At 55.7% G+C, this 13,838-nt stretch carries 13 protein-coding genes; 4 read left to right on the top strand and 9 right to left on the bottom strand.

The features are described from left to right. Positions 1 to 129 precede the first annotated feature (129 nt). Together wrbA (O3C79_RS13070) and O3C79_RS13065 are read right to left on the bottom strand one after the other, a co-directional pair. Positions 130 to 729 carry an NAD(P)H:quinone oxidoreductase gene (gene wrbA, locus O3C79_RS13070; RefSeq protein WP_494383439.1) on the bottom strand — a complete coding sequence of 200 codons (600 nt, stop codon included), beginning with the start codon at positions 727 to 729 and terminating at the stop codon, positions 130 to 132. A 16-nt stretch (positions 730 to 745) separates the two neighbouring features. Continuing rightward, positions 746 to 1,729, bottom strand: a complete 984-nt coding sequence (locus O3C79_RS13065; protein ID WP_494383438.1) for a glutathione S-transferase family protein — start codon at positions 1,727 to 1,729, stop codon at positions 746 to 748. Positions 1,730 to 2,112: 383 nt separating this feature from the next. On the opposite strand from O3C79_RS13065, the gene O3C79_RS13060 reads away from it, so the two are divergent. Further along, positions 2,113 to 4,095, top strand: a complete 1,983-nt coding sequence (locus O3C79_RS13060) for a DNA topoisomerase III (RefSeq protein WP_494383437.1) — start codon at positions 2,113 to 2,115, stop codon at positions 4,093 to 4,095. Positions 4,096 to 4,161: 66 nt separating this feature from the next. Further along, on the top strand, positions 4,162 to 5,595 hold the full coding sequence (locus O3C79_RS13055) for an aldehyde dehydrogenase family protein (RefSeq protein WP_494383436.1): 1,434 nt from the start codon (positions 4,162 to 4,164) through the stop codon (positions 5,593 to 5,595). 40 nt (positions 5,596 to 5,635) lie between these two features. On the opposite strand, the gene O3C79_RS13050 is transcribed toward O3C79_RS13055, so the two are convergent. The 6 genes from O3C79_RS13050 to arsC form a co-directional block, all read right to left on the bottom strand. Continuing rightward, positions 5,636 to 7,249: a sensor domain-containing diguanylate cyclase gene (locus O3C79_RS13050; RefSeq protein ID WP_494383435.1), complete on the bottom strand. Its 1,614-nt coding sequence runs from the start codon at positions 7,247 to 7,249 to the stop codon at positions 5,636 to 5,638. A 127-nt stretch (positions 7,250 to 7,376) separates the two neighbouring features. After that, positions 7,377 to 8,291 (bottom strand): LysR family transcriptional regulator, encoded by a 915-nt coding sequence (locus tag O3C79_RS13045; RefSeq protein ID WP_076463835.1) that lies wholly within the window; start codon positions 8,289 to 8,291, stop codon positions 7,377 to 7,379. 33 nt (positions 8,292 to 8,324) lie between these two features. Beyond that, on the bottom strand, positions 8,325 to 10,010 hold the full coding sequence (locus O3C79_RS13040; protein WP_494383434.1) for a SufS family cysteine desulfurase: 1,686 nt from the start codon (positions 10,008 to 10,010) through the stop codon (positions 8,325 to 8,327). Next, positions 10,007 to 10,396 (bottom strand): DUF2069 domain-containing protein, encoded by a 390-nt coding sequence (locus tag O3C79_RS13035; protein WP_494383433.1) that lies wholly within the window; start codon positions 10,394 to 10,396, stop codon positions 10,007 to 10,009. The genes O3C79_RS13040 and O3C79_RS13035 overlap by 4 nt, the downstream gene beginning before the upstream one ends. Then, positions 10,393 to 11,001, bottom strand: coding sequence for an NAD(P)H:quinone oxidoreductase (gene wrbA, locus O3C79_RS13030; protein WP_494383432.1), 609 nt, complete (start codon positions 10,999 to 11,001; stop codon positions 10,393 to 10,395). Before wrbA (O3C79_RS13030) ends, O3C79_RS13035 begins: the two co-directional genes overlap by 4 nt. Continuing rightward, a complete protein-coding gene (arsC, locus tag O3C79_RS13025) occupies positions 10,998 to 11,348 on the bottom strand; it encodes an arsenate reductase (glutaredoxin) (RefSeq protein WP_494383431.1) in 351 nt (116 codons plus the stop codon). Before arsC ends, wrbA (O3C79_RS13030) begins: the two co-directional genes overlap by 4 nt. An 81-nt stretch (positions 11,349 to 11,429) precedes the next feature. Between arsC and O3C79_RS13020 the strand changes: the two genes are divergently transcribed. Together O3C79_RS13020 and O3C79_RS13015 are read left to right on the top strand one after the other, a co-directional pair. Next, positions 11,430 to 12,656: a YihY family inner membrane protein gene (locus tag O3C79_RS13020; RefSeq protein ID WP_494383430.1), complete on the top strand. Its 1,227-nt coding sequence runs from the start codon at positions 11,430 to 11,432 to the stop codon at positions 12,654 to 12,656. A 9-nt stretch (positions 12,657 to 12,665) separates the two neighbouring features. Then, entirely contained in the window at positions 12,666 to 12,944 is a 279-nt protein-coding gene (locus tag O3C79_RS13015) for an acylphosphatase (RefSeq protein WP_010322805.1), read from the top strand. Here the strand turns inward: O3C79_RS13015 and O3C79_RS13010 are convergent. Next, a complete protein-coding gene (locus tag O3C79_RS13010; RefSeq protein WP_494383429.1) occupies positions 12,934 to 13,821 on the bottom strand; it encodes a LysR family transcriptional regulator in 888 nt (295 codons plus the stop codon). The two genes, O3C79_RS13015 and O3C79_RS13010, sit on opposite strands and share 11 nt — an antisense overlap. Positions 13,822 to 13,838 lie beyond the last annotated feature (17 nt).

The raw sequence follows: 13,838 nt of genomic DNA, 5'->3' as shown, positions 1-13,838 counted from the left end.
CGGATGACAGGAAGATGACGGCTTTCAATAAATAAAAGTAAAACAGCCTGCCTGGTCTTCAGGTGGGCTGTTTGTACTTTTACGGAGGAGGCATATTGGTATGCCTCCAAGTGTATGGTGTATCAGGCCTCAGGCAGAGAGTTTGGCAGCGATACGGGCCACATGAGCACCCTGATAGTGTGCCATGGTCTGCTCCTGCTCGCTTGGAATACGAGAGCCATCACCGCCAGCAATGGTCGCGGCACCCAGCGGAGAACCACCGTGAACCGCGCTGATGTCGGTCATTTCCGGCAAGGCGTAGGGCAGGCCTACAACAACCATGCCGTGGTGGAACAGGGTGGTATGGAAAGACTGGATCGTAGTCTCGCTACCGCCACCGGTACCGGTGCTGGTGAAGACGCTGCCAACCTTGCCGATCAGCGCGCCGGATGCCCAAAGGCCGCCGGTCTGGTCGAGGAAGTTGCGCATCTGGCTGGCCATATTGCCGAAGCGGGTCGGGGTACCGAAGATGATGGCATCGTAGTCGGCCAGTTCCTTGGGATCGGCAACGGGCGCTGTCTGATCCATTTTAACGCCGGCATTGCGGGCCACTTCTTCCGGCATCAATTCTGGTACGCGTTTGACCACAACTTCGGTGCCCTCGACCGATGCAGCGCCTTCAGCGATAGTGTGTGCCAGAGACTCAATGTGACCGTAGGAAGAGTAATAAAGGACAAGAATTTTGCTCATGATTGTAGCTCCTTTTTCAATCGTTGAAGGTTTCGCGTTGATGAGGGTGTTGCAGGTCCAGAATCGGTCCCTTGGGCACGACTCCGGTCGGGTTTATGCTGTGATGGCTGCGGTAGTAGTGATCCTTGATGTGCGAGAAGTTTACGGTCTCACTGATACCGGGCCACTGGTAAAGTTCTCGGACATATCCCCAAAGATTGGGGTAATCGACAATACGCTTCAGGTTGCATTTGAAATGACCGTGGTACACGGCATCGAAGCGAATCAGTGTTGTGAACAGGCGCCAGTCAGCTTCAGTTATCTGGTCTCCGGCCAAGTAACGCTGCTTGCTCAAGCGTCGCTCCAGATCGTCCAGGGTTTCAAACAACGGCATTACAGCCTGTTCGTAAGCGCTCTGAGTTGTGGCGAAGCCTGATTTATAGACTCCGTTGTTGATGCGGTCGTATACCACCTCATTGATGCTGTCGATTTCGTTCTGCAGTTGAGTCTGGTAATAATCACCCGGTTCAGCGCCGAGCTCATCGAACGCCGAATTCAGCATGCGGATGATTTCGGCTGATTCATTGCTGACAATGGTTTGGCGCTGCTTGTCCCAGAGTACGGGGACGGTAACGCGTCCTGAATAGTCCGGATCTGCCTTGAGGTAGAGCTGGTACAGGTAGTCCAGGCCATAGAGGTCATCACCGGTTGCGCCAGGTTCCGGCGCAAAGGTCCAGCCATGTTCACCCATGTAGCTGTTGACGACGGAAACTGAAATCATGGATTCTAGGCCCTTCAAGGCACGGAAAATCAGGGTCCGATGAGCCCAGGGGCAGGCCAGCGATACATACAGGTGGTATCGGCCGGGTTCGGCTTTAAAACCGCTGTCACCGCTTGGGCCTGCTTCACCGTCAGCCGTAATCCAGTTGCGGAACTGGGACTCGGAGCGCACAAAGCGGCCCTGATTGGATTCGGTGTCGTACCACTGGTCGACCCAGTGTCCGTCTACGAGCAAGCCCATGTTGATCTCCTGTTATGAGTGGTTTCTAAGCCGTACGCAGGTTTTTGAGTGATTGTTTAACGTTCAGTCCCCGTTTTTCTCCAGCAAACGGCTCAACTAAATGGCTCCAACGGTACAGAGCTTTTGAAGTCGCCAATGCTCGGGTGAGTTGGCAAGCGTTCATCGGATATCTCCGATTCATGTCATATTTGATGGGTTCACTATAAGGGCCCACTCGATAACTAAGAACAGAGCAAAATTGCAGTGATTGATCAAAAAAATCGATAAAAAATCTGATTAAGCAAAAAGGCATCATTTACTGTGTATCTATACAGTTTCGTGTCGACTTGAGGGGCCTGATCTCTTACTCTAGGGCCTTTTAACTCCTGATCCGCCAAATATCTATGAAGCTCTACATCGCCGAAAAACCAAGTCTTGGTCGGGCCATTGCCGCTGTTCTTCCCGGGCCACAAAAAAAGGAAGAAGGGTTGATTCGCTGCGGCGGCGATCAGGTTGTCAGTTGGTGTATCGGGCATCTGCTTGAGCAGGTAGAGCCTGACACCTATAACCCGGCGTTCAAGCAATGGCGCCTGGAACACTTGCCCATCTTGCCGGATGAGTGGCAGTTAAAACCTCGCAAGGGTGTCAGCAAGCAGCTTTCAGTGCTACGCAAACTGGTTAAGTCTGCTGATCAGATCATCCATGCCGGGGACCCGGACCGCGAAGGTCAGCTACTGGTCGACGAAGTCATCGAGTTTCTGAAAGTACCTGCCAGCAAAAAATCGCAGGTGCAGCGTCTGCTGATTTCCGACCTTAACCCTGATGCGGTACGTCGGGCACTCAAGCGCCTCAAGTCCAATCGAGAGTTTGTGCCCTTGTCGGTGTCCGCTCTGGCCCGATCCCGTGCGGACTGGTTGTTCGGTATCAATATGACCCGAGCGCTGACGGTTAAAGGGCGCAGCGCCGGTTATAACGGAGTGTTGTCGGTCGGACGTGTACAGACCCCGGTGCTCGGGCTGGTGGTGCAGCGCGATGCCGAGATAGACGCCTTTGTTCCCAAACCCTACTACGAAGTGGATGCCCATCTGCTGACTGAAAACGGCGAGCGCTTCAAGGCGCGCTGGCAGCCCAGCGAAGCCTGTGCACGCTATCAGGATGAAGAAGGGCGAGTGTTGTCAAAAGCCCTGGCTGAGAATGTGGTTTCCAGAATCACCGGTCAACCGGCCAAATTATTAAGCGATGAGCGCAAAACTGGCCAGCAGGCTGTGCCACTGCCCTACAACCTGTCTGCATTGCAAATAGACTGTGCCAAACGCTTTGGTCTCAACGCTCAGCAGGTACTGGATGCCGCCCAGGCACTCTATGAAAAGCATAATCTGATTACCTATCCGCGTTCCGACTGCCGCTACCTGCCGGCAGAGCATTTTGCTGAAGGGGCAAAAGTTACTCAGGCCGTGGCGCGAACCCAGCCGGAATTGGCAGCGGCGGTACAAAATGCCGATTTGGGACTCAAATCCAAAGCCTGGAACGATAAAAAGGTGGAAGCGCATCATGCCATTATTCCCACCAGTAAAGCTGCTTCAGCCGAACGCCTGAGCAGAGCTGAACTTCAGGTCTACAGCCAAGTTGCCCGCCAGTATTTGATGCAGTTTTACCCGCCATGCCGCTATGCAGACCGTCGCGTGGAAGTCGAGATAGCCGGCGGGCTGTTTGTAGCCAAGGTCAGACAAATACTGGACCCGGGCTGGAAGGCTTTGTTGGGGAAAGAGGCCGAAGATGAGGCGGAAGGGCAATTGCCAGTACTCAAGCCCGGTGAGCCACTACACTGTGAACGCGGGGAGTTGCTGGAAAAAATGACCCAGCCGCCCAAAGCCTTTACCGACTCCAGCTTGCTGGCGGCCATGACCGGCATCGCCCGTTTTGTGCAGGATGCCGAATTGCGCAAGGTTCTGCGTGATACCGATGGTCTGGGTACGGAAGCAACCCGTGCCGGCATTATTGAGTTGCTGTTCAGGCGAGGCTTTCTGCAGCGTCAGGGCAAGCAGATACATGCAACGGCGGCAGGCAAAGCATTGATTGCGGCTTTACCGGATGACCTGAGCCGACCCGATATGACGGCGCACTGGGAATCTCAGCTGGATGCTATCAGCCGCAAGGCGTTCAACTACCAGGGCTTCATGCAGCCGTTGCAGGATGCCTTGCCGATTCTGATCAGCAGCATTCAGCCTCAGGCGCTGAGTGGTATACCGGCGCCGAAAACAACCGGTAAACGCAGACGTAAAAGCTCTGGTACAAAGGTCAAAGGTACAGGCAGCACTTCACGCAAGCGAGCTACAGCAGGTGCTACTGCAAGCGGCAGGAAACGTAAAACCTCATCTACAGTCTAGGGTGACCTCTTGCACTGAGCGCGTTATCCTGAAGATGTTAAATATAATGACGAGAAGGGCGAACACATGCTGGATAAGCGAACGTTTTACATTGATGGACAATGGGTAGCGCCTGCCGAGGCCCGAGACCTGGATGTCATCGACCCCTCGACTGAAACCGTATGCGCGAAGATCTCACTTGGGAGTCAGGCAGATACTGATGCGGCGGTTGCTGCTGCGCGTCGTGCATTTGCCAGCTGGAGTCAAACCAGCCGCGAAGAGCGACTGGAATTGCTGGAAAAACTCTACAGCCTGTACAAGGCACGTTCGGCGGAGATGGCGGAAGCGATTTCCACGGAAATGGGCGCTCCCATGGCGCTGGCGCAAACCGCTCAATGGGGGGCTGGCGCTGGTCATATCAAGAACTTCATCCGTGTGCTCAAGGAGTACAGCTTTGAAGCACCTCTGGGCGAGCACGCACCGGGCAACCAGATTCTGCATGAGCCTATAGGTGTCTGTGCGTTGATCACGCCCTGGAACTGGCCCATGAATCAGGTCGCACTCAAGGTGGTTGCGGCCTTGGCTGCCGGCTGCACCATGGTGCTGAAACCCTCTGAAATCGCGCCGCTATCGGCCATGCTGTTTGCTGAAATGATCGATGAAGCAGGCTTCCCGGCCGGTGTATTCAACCTGGTCAACGGCGATGGACCGGGTGTAGGTACTCAGTTGTCCGGCCATGCTGAGGTGGATATGGTGTCTTTTACCGGCTCTACCCGCGCAGGCAAGGCGATTTCCATCAATGCGGCGGATACCGTTAAGCGTGTCAGTCTGGAGTTGGGTGGCAAGGGCGCCAATATCGTATTTGCTGATGCGGATGAAAAAGCGGTTGTCCGTGGTGTGCGCCATTGCTTCATGAACTCGGGTCAGTCCTGCAACGCGCCGACGCGTATGCTGGTCGAGCGTTCTGTGTATGAGCAGGCCGTACAAACTGCCATTGATGTGGCGGCCAAAACCGAAGTTAATCAGGCCTCTTTGGAAGGCCGCCATATCGGACCGGTTGTGTCTGATGTTCAGTTCGACAAAATTCAGCAGCTGATCCAGCAGGGCATCGATGAGGGTGCGCGTCTGGTGGCCGGTGGTACCGGTAAGCCGGAAGGGATGACCGACGGCTATTTCGTACGCCCGACCGTGTTTGCAGATGTGACCAACGAAATGACCATCGCCAGGGAAGAGATCTTCGGACCAGTGCTGTGCATCATTCCCTTCGATACCGAAGAGGAAGCGATCCGCATTGCCAATGATAGCCCCTATGGCCTGACGCACTACGTACAGACACAGGATGGCGGGAAAGCCAACCGTGTTGCGCGCCAGTTGCGTGCAGGCATGGTGCAGATGAATGGCGAAGCTCTGGGTGGCGGCGCGCCCTTCGGCGGCTACAAGCAGTCCGGTAATGGACGCGAAGGTGGCCCTTGGGGGCTGGAAGAGTTCCTGGAAGTGAAAGTGGTAACCGGCTGGTCCTGAGCCTGTGAGCAGCCGGGCGGAAATTACTGCCCGGCTTGTGTCAGTTGATGGAAACCAGTGCTTCTGCCCGGACAGCCTGGCGCAACTCCTCTGCAGAAGCGGGAAGGGCTTCAATTGTCTTCTCGGCATGCAGCGGGTTGCGCCAACCCACCCATCGATTCCTGCCTGATTCTTTAGCCTCGTATAAGGCCAAATCGGCTACCTTCATCACGCGGCTCCAGGTTTCCATGTCAGTATCCAGCTCGTAGCCGGGAATCACAATAAAACCGACCGAACAGGTCAGGTTGATCTTGCCTTCCACAAAACCTTTTTGCTCGGTGCGTGCACGTATACGTTCAGCAATTTCACTGGCATCCCGAATCGAGCTGATGCCACAAACGGCCGTGAACTCTTCGCCGCCCACGCGCGCCACGCAATCATCGTCTCGGCAGCAGCCTTGCAAGACTTCGGCAAATTCACGCAGCACTGTATCACCGTTATCATGCCCATAGCGGTCATTGACCTGCTTGAAGTGGTCAAGGTCAGTGCTGAACGTGGCTATGTAGGCATGCTTTTTGGCAAATTCCGGTTGCTTCAACCTGGATTCCAGATAGCGCCGATTTCCCAGTCGCGTTAACGGGTCGGTCAGGCTCTGTTCCTTCAGTTTCTCTTGTCTGTGCAGCATGCTGGTGTGGTTGTCGCTGATACGTGTTGCCATCTCTTTGAAGCTGCGTGTGAGCTGGCCAATTTCATCCGAACTCTTGGTAGTGGGTATGTCCGCCAGAGAGTGAGATACCGAGAAGTTCTGCATGTTGTGTTGCAGCCGCTCTATGGGTGACAACAGGTAGTGTTTGAGCAGAATGTAGGTGACCACACTGCCAAGGATGCCCAATACAAAGATGGTCCCCATGATGTAATAGGTATAGGCGCGCATGCTGTCGAGAAACGGGCGGGCCTGTTGCAGCTCGATTTGAAGAGAGCGACCGGGATCGTTAATCAGTCGTACCCAGGTTTTGCTGACGCTGTCCGAACCTGGCAGTAGCTTGATCTCGTCAGGGCGAGGAGGGTTTGGGTCCAAGCGCAATAATATTGATCGTATCTGCGGGGGGCGCAGCTGTTTGGTCAGATCGGCGTCGATCATTTGACCGAAATACAAGGTTCCCCGCGACGGGCCTTCACCTTCGGTGGTCAGTATGGGGTTTGCAGCTACCAGCATAACGCCTGCAGGTGTGGCGACCAGACCTTGGCCACCTTCATTCAGCAAGCGAGATTCAGGGCCTCTAAGCAGAGTGGAGACGAGAGGCTCACGCAAGCTGGAAAGAACCTGAGTGGACTGGTAAGTCACCAGTTTTTCGTCTTGGGTGATCAGCAGCATATCCATTGAAAGCTGCTCCATGGCATCTCCACCAAGAGCAGACTCGACATACTCGGGCGTACGTGACACGACAAAGTCATAGGTGTCATCCCACTGCGCCCAGTCAGTCGCCATTCGGTGCATATGGGTCAACTCACGGTCCAGGCCATCCTTGATACGCTCCAGGTCTTCGCGCAGGGCGTCAATTTCGAATGATTCGACCTTGGGGATGACGACCGTTTGCTGAATAATGGCGATACCGGAGCCCAGCACGGCCAACAGCAATAATAGACTGGCTAACAACTTGGATTTTAGACTCATTGCTACTAATAAAATACCCTAATGTCGCATTTGTCATTCAGGTGGATTATTAACCAATCCAAGCGGCTTGTCTACTTTTTATTCAGTGCTGGAAGGGTCATTCACAAGCAGTATGGCCCAGTGAGGCTCAGGGTGTCAGGTGGACTAGCTTGTTTTGTACCCAGGGGTGATCATTCAGGCGGTCTGTCATATGGTCAAGAAACGCACCGACACGAGGGTTCAGGTTGCGGCGGCTGGCGTAGAGTGCGTTGATCTCCAGCGCCTCCAGTTTAAAGTCATCCAGTACTCGCACAACCCGCCCGCTTTCAACCAGTTCATTACAGAACACATCCGGCAGACGACCAATACCCATGTGTTGCAGAATCATCTCTCTTACAAAGCTGAGACTGTTGGTGCGCAGGCGACCGCCCATGGTGACCGGTTCCTGGTTGTTCCAGTTGATAAAACGCAGGTGATCGAAGGGACGCTGCAGTGTGATGCAGGCATGCTGCGCCAGATCTGCCGGTGAGTTGGGCGTGCCGTGTTGTTCAATATACTCAGGGGTGGCGAAGAGTCCGCGTCTGAGGCCACCCACATGACGCGCAATCAGGCTGGAGTTGGGCAGTGGGCCCAACCGAAGCGTCAGGTCGACACCCTCCTCGATCAGGTCAACGGTTCGGGTGCTGAGTTCTACATCCACTTCAATGCGAGGATAGGCCTGCATAAAGCTGGAGATCACCTCATTCATCATGAACACGCCAATCTCGGTAGGCATGGTGAGTCGCAGACGGCCGCGCAGTTCGGTTTTGGAGGCGCTTATATCGTCTTGCACTGCTGCCAGGTCGTCCACTAGTGGTTGGGCGCGAGAAAACAGTTCTTCGCCTTCCGGTGTCAGCTTGAGTTTGCGTGTGGTGCGCTGAATCAGACGAATGCCCAGGGTGTCCTCCAGCTGGGCGATGCGGCGGCTGATAGTGGATTTCTGCACATCCAGGCTATCGGCGGCAGCAGTAAAACTGCCGGTTTCAACCACACGAATGAACAGGTTGAGGTCGTTCAAGTTCATTGAAAGCTCCAAAGACGGCTTGCAGGGCCGACGTTACGAATGAGGTGACCGGGCGAAGGTCTTGAGATGGCGCACAATCGCCAGCAGTCCATTTCCGCGGCTTGGGCTCAGGTGGCGCTGCAGATCCAGTGACGCCAGCATAGCCTCAAGGTCAACCTCGGTGGCTTCTGCCGGGGTCAGACCGTTTATACGTTGTAATAGCAAGGTGACGAGCGCTCGCAGAATTCGGGCATCGGCGTCGGCACGACAGGCCAGACGCCCTTGGTCATCCAGGGCGGTGATGAGCCACACGCGCGACTCGCAACCGGGCACCTGGTGTTCGGGTTGCTGCAATGATGCCGGCAGACGTTCAACCTGTTCGGCCAGCTGCATGAGGGCGCGGTAGCGTTCATCCCAGTGATTGGCATCATACACGGGATCGGTATTAAGTGTAGGGGCGGTTACAGTTGGAACATCGATTTGACTCTGTTGACTGCTGATCAATTCGTCCAGCGCAAGAGCGAGGTGTTCTGCTTCATCGAGCGTATTGTAGAAAGCGAACGATGCTCGCACTGTTCCGGGCAGACCCAGGGACTGCATCAACGGCATGGCGCAATGATGGCCGGCTCTGACGGCAATTCCCTTCTGATCCAGCCAGTGGGCAATGTCCTGCTGATGGAACCCCTTGAGGAGGAAGGAGAAAAGAGCAACAGGTTGATCGCCACCGGGCAGAGCCTGGAAGCCGGGCACCTGACTGCAGGCTGACAAGGCATGATGCATCAGCATCTGCTCCTGGGCTTCTTGTCCGGTACGGTCTTTTTGCAGGTAGTTGATAGCCGCGGACAGACCCATTGTTCCGGCAATGTTTGGCGTGCCGGCTTCAAATTTGAATGGTAACCCTGCGTAACGGGTTTCAGTAAAGCTGACCTGCTCGATCATTTCACCGCCACCTTGCCAGGGGGGCATGCTGTCCAGCAGTGCCTGTCGCCCCCAGAGCCCGCCGATACCCGTTGGTCCAAACAGCTTGTGGCCGGAGAACGCATAAAAGTCGCAGCCAATCAGGCTCAAATCCACGTCGAAATGAGGCAGGGCCTGGGCACCATCGACAAGCACACAGGCACCTGCCGACTTGGCATCACGACACATCTGCTCAATGGGGTAGCGAGTACCCAGCACATTGGATACATGTGTTAGCGCGACCAGTTTGGGCGTGCGTTGCAGCAAGCGTCGGTAGGCATCCAGGTCGACATTGTTGTCATCCTGCAAGGGAATCACATCAATCACGGCACCGGTGCGCTGGGCCAGTAATTGCCAGGGCACAATGTTGGCGTGATGGGCGCTCTGCAGCAGCAGAATGCGATCACCAGGCTTGATGTGGGTGTTGCCCCAGCTCTGGGCAACCAGGTTGATCGCTTCAGTGGTGCCGCGTGTCCAGATCAGTGTGGCCGGGTCGTTAATGCCCAGCCAGCTGGCGACTGTTGTGCGCGCCTGTTCAAAAGCGGTGGTGGCGCGATTGGATAGGTCATGGCTGCCGCGATGGACGTTGGCATTGCCGGTTTTGTAATAGCGGCTGATGGCATCGATTACCTGACGTGGTTTTTGCGTCGTGGCAGCGTTGTCCAGGTATACCAGTGGCTGTCCGTGTGAACGAGTGGACAGCAGCGGAAAATCACGCCGCCAGCGGGCGCCGTTGTCTTCGGCGTTTTTACTGCTGACGCCTGAGGTGCGGTGTGGCTTCAAGACTGGGCCTCAACCTGCTGTGCTCGGGTCAGCTGACTGCGCCAGCGGGCAAACAGCATGGCAGAGGTAAACAGCGTGACCAGCAGGGCGCAATCAATAAGCCCCAGCCAGCGCGTCGTCGGCACCAGTGCGGCAATCACGGCTTCGAGAAAGTAGAGCAGCAGTACAAAACAAAGCCAGGCGTGGCCGCGAGGAGCACCTTTCACCACGACCGGCGCGAAGGCTGCCAGAGGCAGGAAATGTACCAGCCATACCACCCAGGGGTGGTCGCTGCTGGCTGGTGCCAGCCAAAGATACCAGAGGGTAAACAACAGCAGCAGGCCAAAGTAGCTGGCCAGCACCAGGGCGCGGCTGATACGGGTTTTTGTTTCCAGTTTGGCGCTCATGAAGCCTCCTTGTGCAACAACGCTTTGGCCAGCTGTCCAAGTCGGCGGCCTTGTTGCTGTGCCAATGCGGTTTCATTGGCATCCAGTGTATGGTTCTCGGCACGACCACTGACATGAGTGACACCATAGGGCGTACCACCGGTCTGGGTATCGAGCAATTCGTCAGCACTGTAAGGTAATCCCGCCAGGACCATGCCATGGTGCAGAAGCGGCAGCATCATGCTCATCAAGGTTGTCTCCTGGCCGCCGTGGAGGCTGGCGCTGGAGCTGAACACCGATGCCGGTTTGTCGATCAGGGCTCCGGACAGCCAGAGGCTGCTGGTGCTGTCGATAAAGTACTTCATGGGAGCGGCCATGTTGCCAAAGCGGGTGGGGCTGCCCAAGGCTAGACCCGCGCAGTTGGCCAGATCAGCTTCAGTGCAATAGACAGCACCAGACTCAGGTACAGCCGGTTCAGTCGCCTCGCTGTTTGCCGAAACGGCCGGAACCGTCCTCAGGCGGGCTTCAAGTCCGGCTTCTTCAACGCCGCGTGCAATTTGCCGCGCCAGTGCCCGTGTGGCACCGTTGCGGCTGTAGTAAAGCACCAGTACATAGGGCTGGCTCACGCGAGGATCTCCAGCACGGACTCCGGCGGGCGACCGATGCGAGCCTTGTCACCGTTGATCACGATGGGGCGTTCGATCAGCTTGGGGAAGCGGGTCATGGCATCGATGATGGCATCATCATCCAGGCTGGTGTCGTTCAAACCGGCTTCCTTGTACTCCGCTTCTTTGGTGCGCAGCAATTCACGGGCACTGATGCCGAGGGCATTGAGTACGGTTTGCAGCTCCTCAGCGCTGGGAACATCCTTCAGGTATTCGCGTACGTTAGGCTCAATTCCCTTTTCCTGCAGCAACTTCAGGGTTTCACGGGATTTGGAACAACGCGGGTTGTGATAGATGGTGATCGACATGAGGACTCCAAACAGACTTTCATTCAATAGATGAGGGCCCTATTGTATAGGGCGGAACCATGATTCGTTAAGAGAGTTCGCATGCAGAAAGGATCCCTGTCGACCGCTTTGGTATTTGTTCGCTCCCTGGTAAGGCAGTTTCAGGCCAACCAGGGGATACTCAATGCGGCTGCACTTACCTACACCACCCTGTTTGCCGTGGTACCGCTGATGACGGTGTCATACTCGATGTTGGCCGCCGTCCCCAACTTCAAGGGCGTAGGAGAACAGTTGCAGGGCTGGATTTTCGAGAACTTTGTGCCGGCCACCGGTGCCGTGGTACAGGAGTATCTGGGCACCTTTGCCGCCCAGGCGCAAAGCCTGACGGTGGTGGGTATCGTATTTCTGGCCGTCACATCCATCATGATGATGAAGAATATTGAGGCGGCGTTTAACCGTATCTGGCGCGTAGCCGAGCCTCGCAAAGGGATTTCCAGCTTCCTGCTCTACTGGGCCGTACTCAGCCTGGGGCCGATTTTGATAGGTCTGGGGCTGCTTCTGACCTCCTATATTGCCAGTCTGTCGTTTTTTACCAGCGCCACGGAAGTGGTGGGCAAGGCACGGCTGCTGTCGTTGCTGCCGCCGCTGTTTTCAGCATTGGCGTTTATGCTGCTATATGCCGCTGTGCCCAATTGCCGTGTGCCTCTGAAAAGTGCGGCAATTGGCGGGTTGTTTGCCGCGGTGATGTTTGAATTGGCCAAGCGCGGATTTGTGCAATTCGTGACGTTGTCACCCTCGTACCAGCTGATCTACGGTGCGTTCGCGGCTGTCCCCATTTTCCTGCTTTGGATCTACATCAGCTGGGGCATTATTTTGTTCGGTGCAGAACTGACACGTCTGCTGACCGTTTCACGATTGAACAAGTACCGTACCAATGAACCTCATCTGTATACCTTGCTAGCCGTGTTGCATCGCCTTTGGCAGGCACAGGAACAAGGTGAATCCATACCGGATCATGTGCTGCTTAAAGAAATTCCAGGTTTGGACCAGGGGCGTTGGGACGATTATGTGCAGCTGCTGCAGGAAATTGGGTTGGTGCGACGAACAGAAGGTGGACAGTACCTGCTCTGTCGGGATCTTAACCGTTACACATTGCACGATCTGCAGCAGGCGCTGCCCTGGCCGTTGCCTGATCCACAGCCGGAGCAGGAAGAGCACTGGCAGCAGTCTCTGTATGAGCGCCTGGAACAGCTGAAACGTCAGCGTGGTGAAGTACTGGACGTCACGCTGCAGGCGTTGTATCAATCTCCCAAGACGACAAAGGAGTGAGGACACATAATGGCACAGATCTGCGTACATGCTCTGGTAAGCGGCCGAGTACAGGGCGTCTGGTTTCGTCACTTCACCCGTGAACAGGCACAGGCCAGTGGATTAACTGGCTGGGTGCGTAACCTGGAAGATGGGCGAGTAGAAGCCTTGCTGTGCGGTGAAGAAAAGGCTGTACGGCATGTGGAAGCCTGGCTCAGCCAGGGGCCTGAGTTGGCCACCGTGGCTGAGGTTGTGTCAGAAGACCGCCCGCTCGAAGAAGTATTCACCAGCTTCGAGATTATTGACTGAGCGCCATTTTCAGCCAGTCAGCCAACTGCCGGGCACGGGGAGAAATTTCTGTGCCCGGCAACCACAGCCCCAGTCGGGCCTCTGTTTCAACAAACCCCCAGGGTGCTACAAGGCGCCCACTGCGTATATCTTCCTCAACCAGATATTCAGGTGCAATGGCGACCCCCAATCCGGCCAGCGCACCTTCCAGCATATAATTGAGATGCTCAAATGACTGCCGCATCCTGAGCCGGCTGTGGTCCAGTTGATGTGCCTCGCACCACTCGGGCCAGGCCTGGCGACGAGACAGGGTTTCCAGCAGCGACTGGCTTAGCAACCAGTCGGGCGTAGGGGAGGTTTCCGGCAGCAGTTGAGGTTTGAGAACAGGGCCAATGCGTTCGGGCGCAAGGTCAATTACCTTTTGCTCTCTGGGCCAAGGCGGAGTGGCGAAGCGCAAAGCGGCATCAATACCTGCGCGCATGCTGTCAGACTCATCGGTGGCGGTGAGATGTAACTCCAGTTCGGGACATTCCTGTTGCAGCTGGTCCAGCCGGGGAATAAACCAGCGCGCCAGAAAACTCCCGGAACAGGCCAGGACGAAGGGGGCTCCCTTGGCATCGCGGCGTATTTGGTCACAGGTCTGTTCCAGCTGATCAAACACCTCACGGGTTGTGCGTGCCAGTCGCAAGCCGGCGTCTGTGAGACTGAGGCCACGTCCTTTGCGCTCAAACAGACGCGTATCCAACTGTTCTTCCAACAGCCGAATCTGCCGGCTGATGGCACCATGAGTGACATGCAGGGACTCTGCCGCAGCCGTCATGCTAAGGCTGCGGGCGCAGGAATCAAAGGCGCGCAAGGCTGTCAAAGAAGGCAATGCGTTTGAATTGGATGTAGGCATAAGCTGTTACTTTTTCT

It is taken from the genome of Marinobacterium sp. NO-S09, assembly GCF_059179545.1.
This window is presented reverse-complemented; position numbering and strand designations above follow the sequence as displayed.

Bases quoted from the DNA above. Each gene is read 5' to 3' on its own strand.
- O3C79_RS13015 (WP_010322805.1), top strand. From the start codon at position 12,666: ATGGCACAGATCTGCGTACATGCTCTGGTAAGCGGCCGAGTACAGGGC.
- O3C79_RS13050 (WP_494383435.1), bottom strand. From the start codon at position 7,249: ATGAGTCTAAAATCCAAGTTGTTAGCCAGTCTATTATTGCTGTTGGCC.
- O3C79_RS13060 (WP_494383437.1), top strand. From the start codon at position 2,113: ATGAAGCTCTACATCGCCGAAAAACCAAGTCTTGGTCGGGCCATTGCC.
- O3C79_RS13065 (WP_494383438.1), bottom strand. From the start codon at position 1,729: ATGGGCTTGCTCGTAGACGGACACTGGGTCGACCAGTGGTACGACACC.
- O3C79_RS13010 (WP_494383429.1), bottom strand. From the start codon at position 13,821: ATGCCTACATCCAATTCAAACGCATTGCCTTCTTTGACAGCCTTGCGC.
- O3C79_RS13020 (WP_494383430.1), top strand. From the start codon at position 11,430: ATGCAGAAAGGATCCCTGTCGACCGCTTTGGTATTTGTTCGCTCCCTG.
- O3C79_RS13035 (WP_494383433.1), bottom strand. From the start codon at position 10,396: ATGAGCGCCAAACTGGAAACAAAAACCCGTATCAGCCGCGCCCTGGTG.
- wrbA (WP_494383439.1), bottom strand. From the start codon at position 729: ATGAGCAAAATTCTTGTCCTTTATTACTCTTCCTACGGTCACATTGAG.
- O3C79_RS13055 (WP_494383436.1), top strand. From the start codon at position 4,162: ATGCTGGATAAGCGAACGTTTTACATTGATGGACAATGGGTAGCGCCT.
- arsC (WP_494383431.1), bottom strand. From the start codon at position 11,348: ATGTCGATCACCATCTATCACAACCCGCGTTGTTCCAAATCCCGTGAA.
- O3C79_RS13045 (WP_076463835.1), bottom strand. From the start codon at position 8,291: ATGAACTTGAACGACCTCAACCTGTTCATTCGTGTGGTTGAAACCGGC.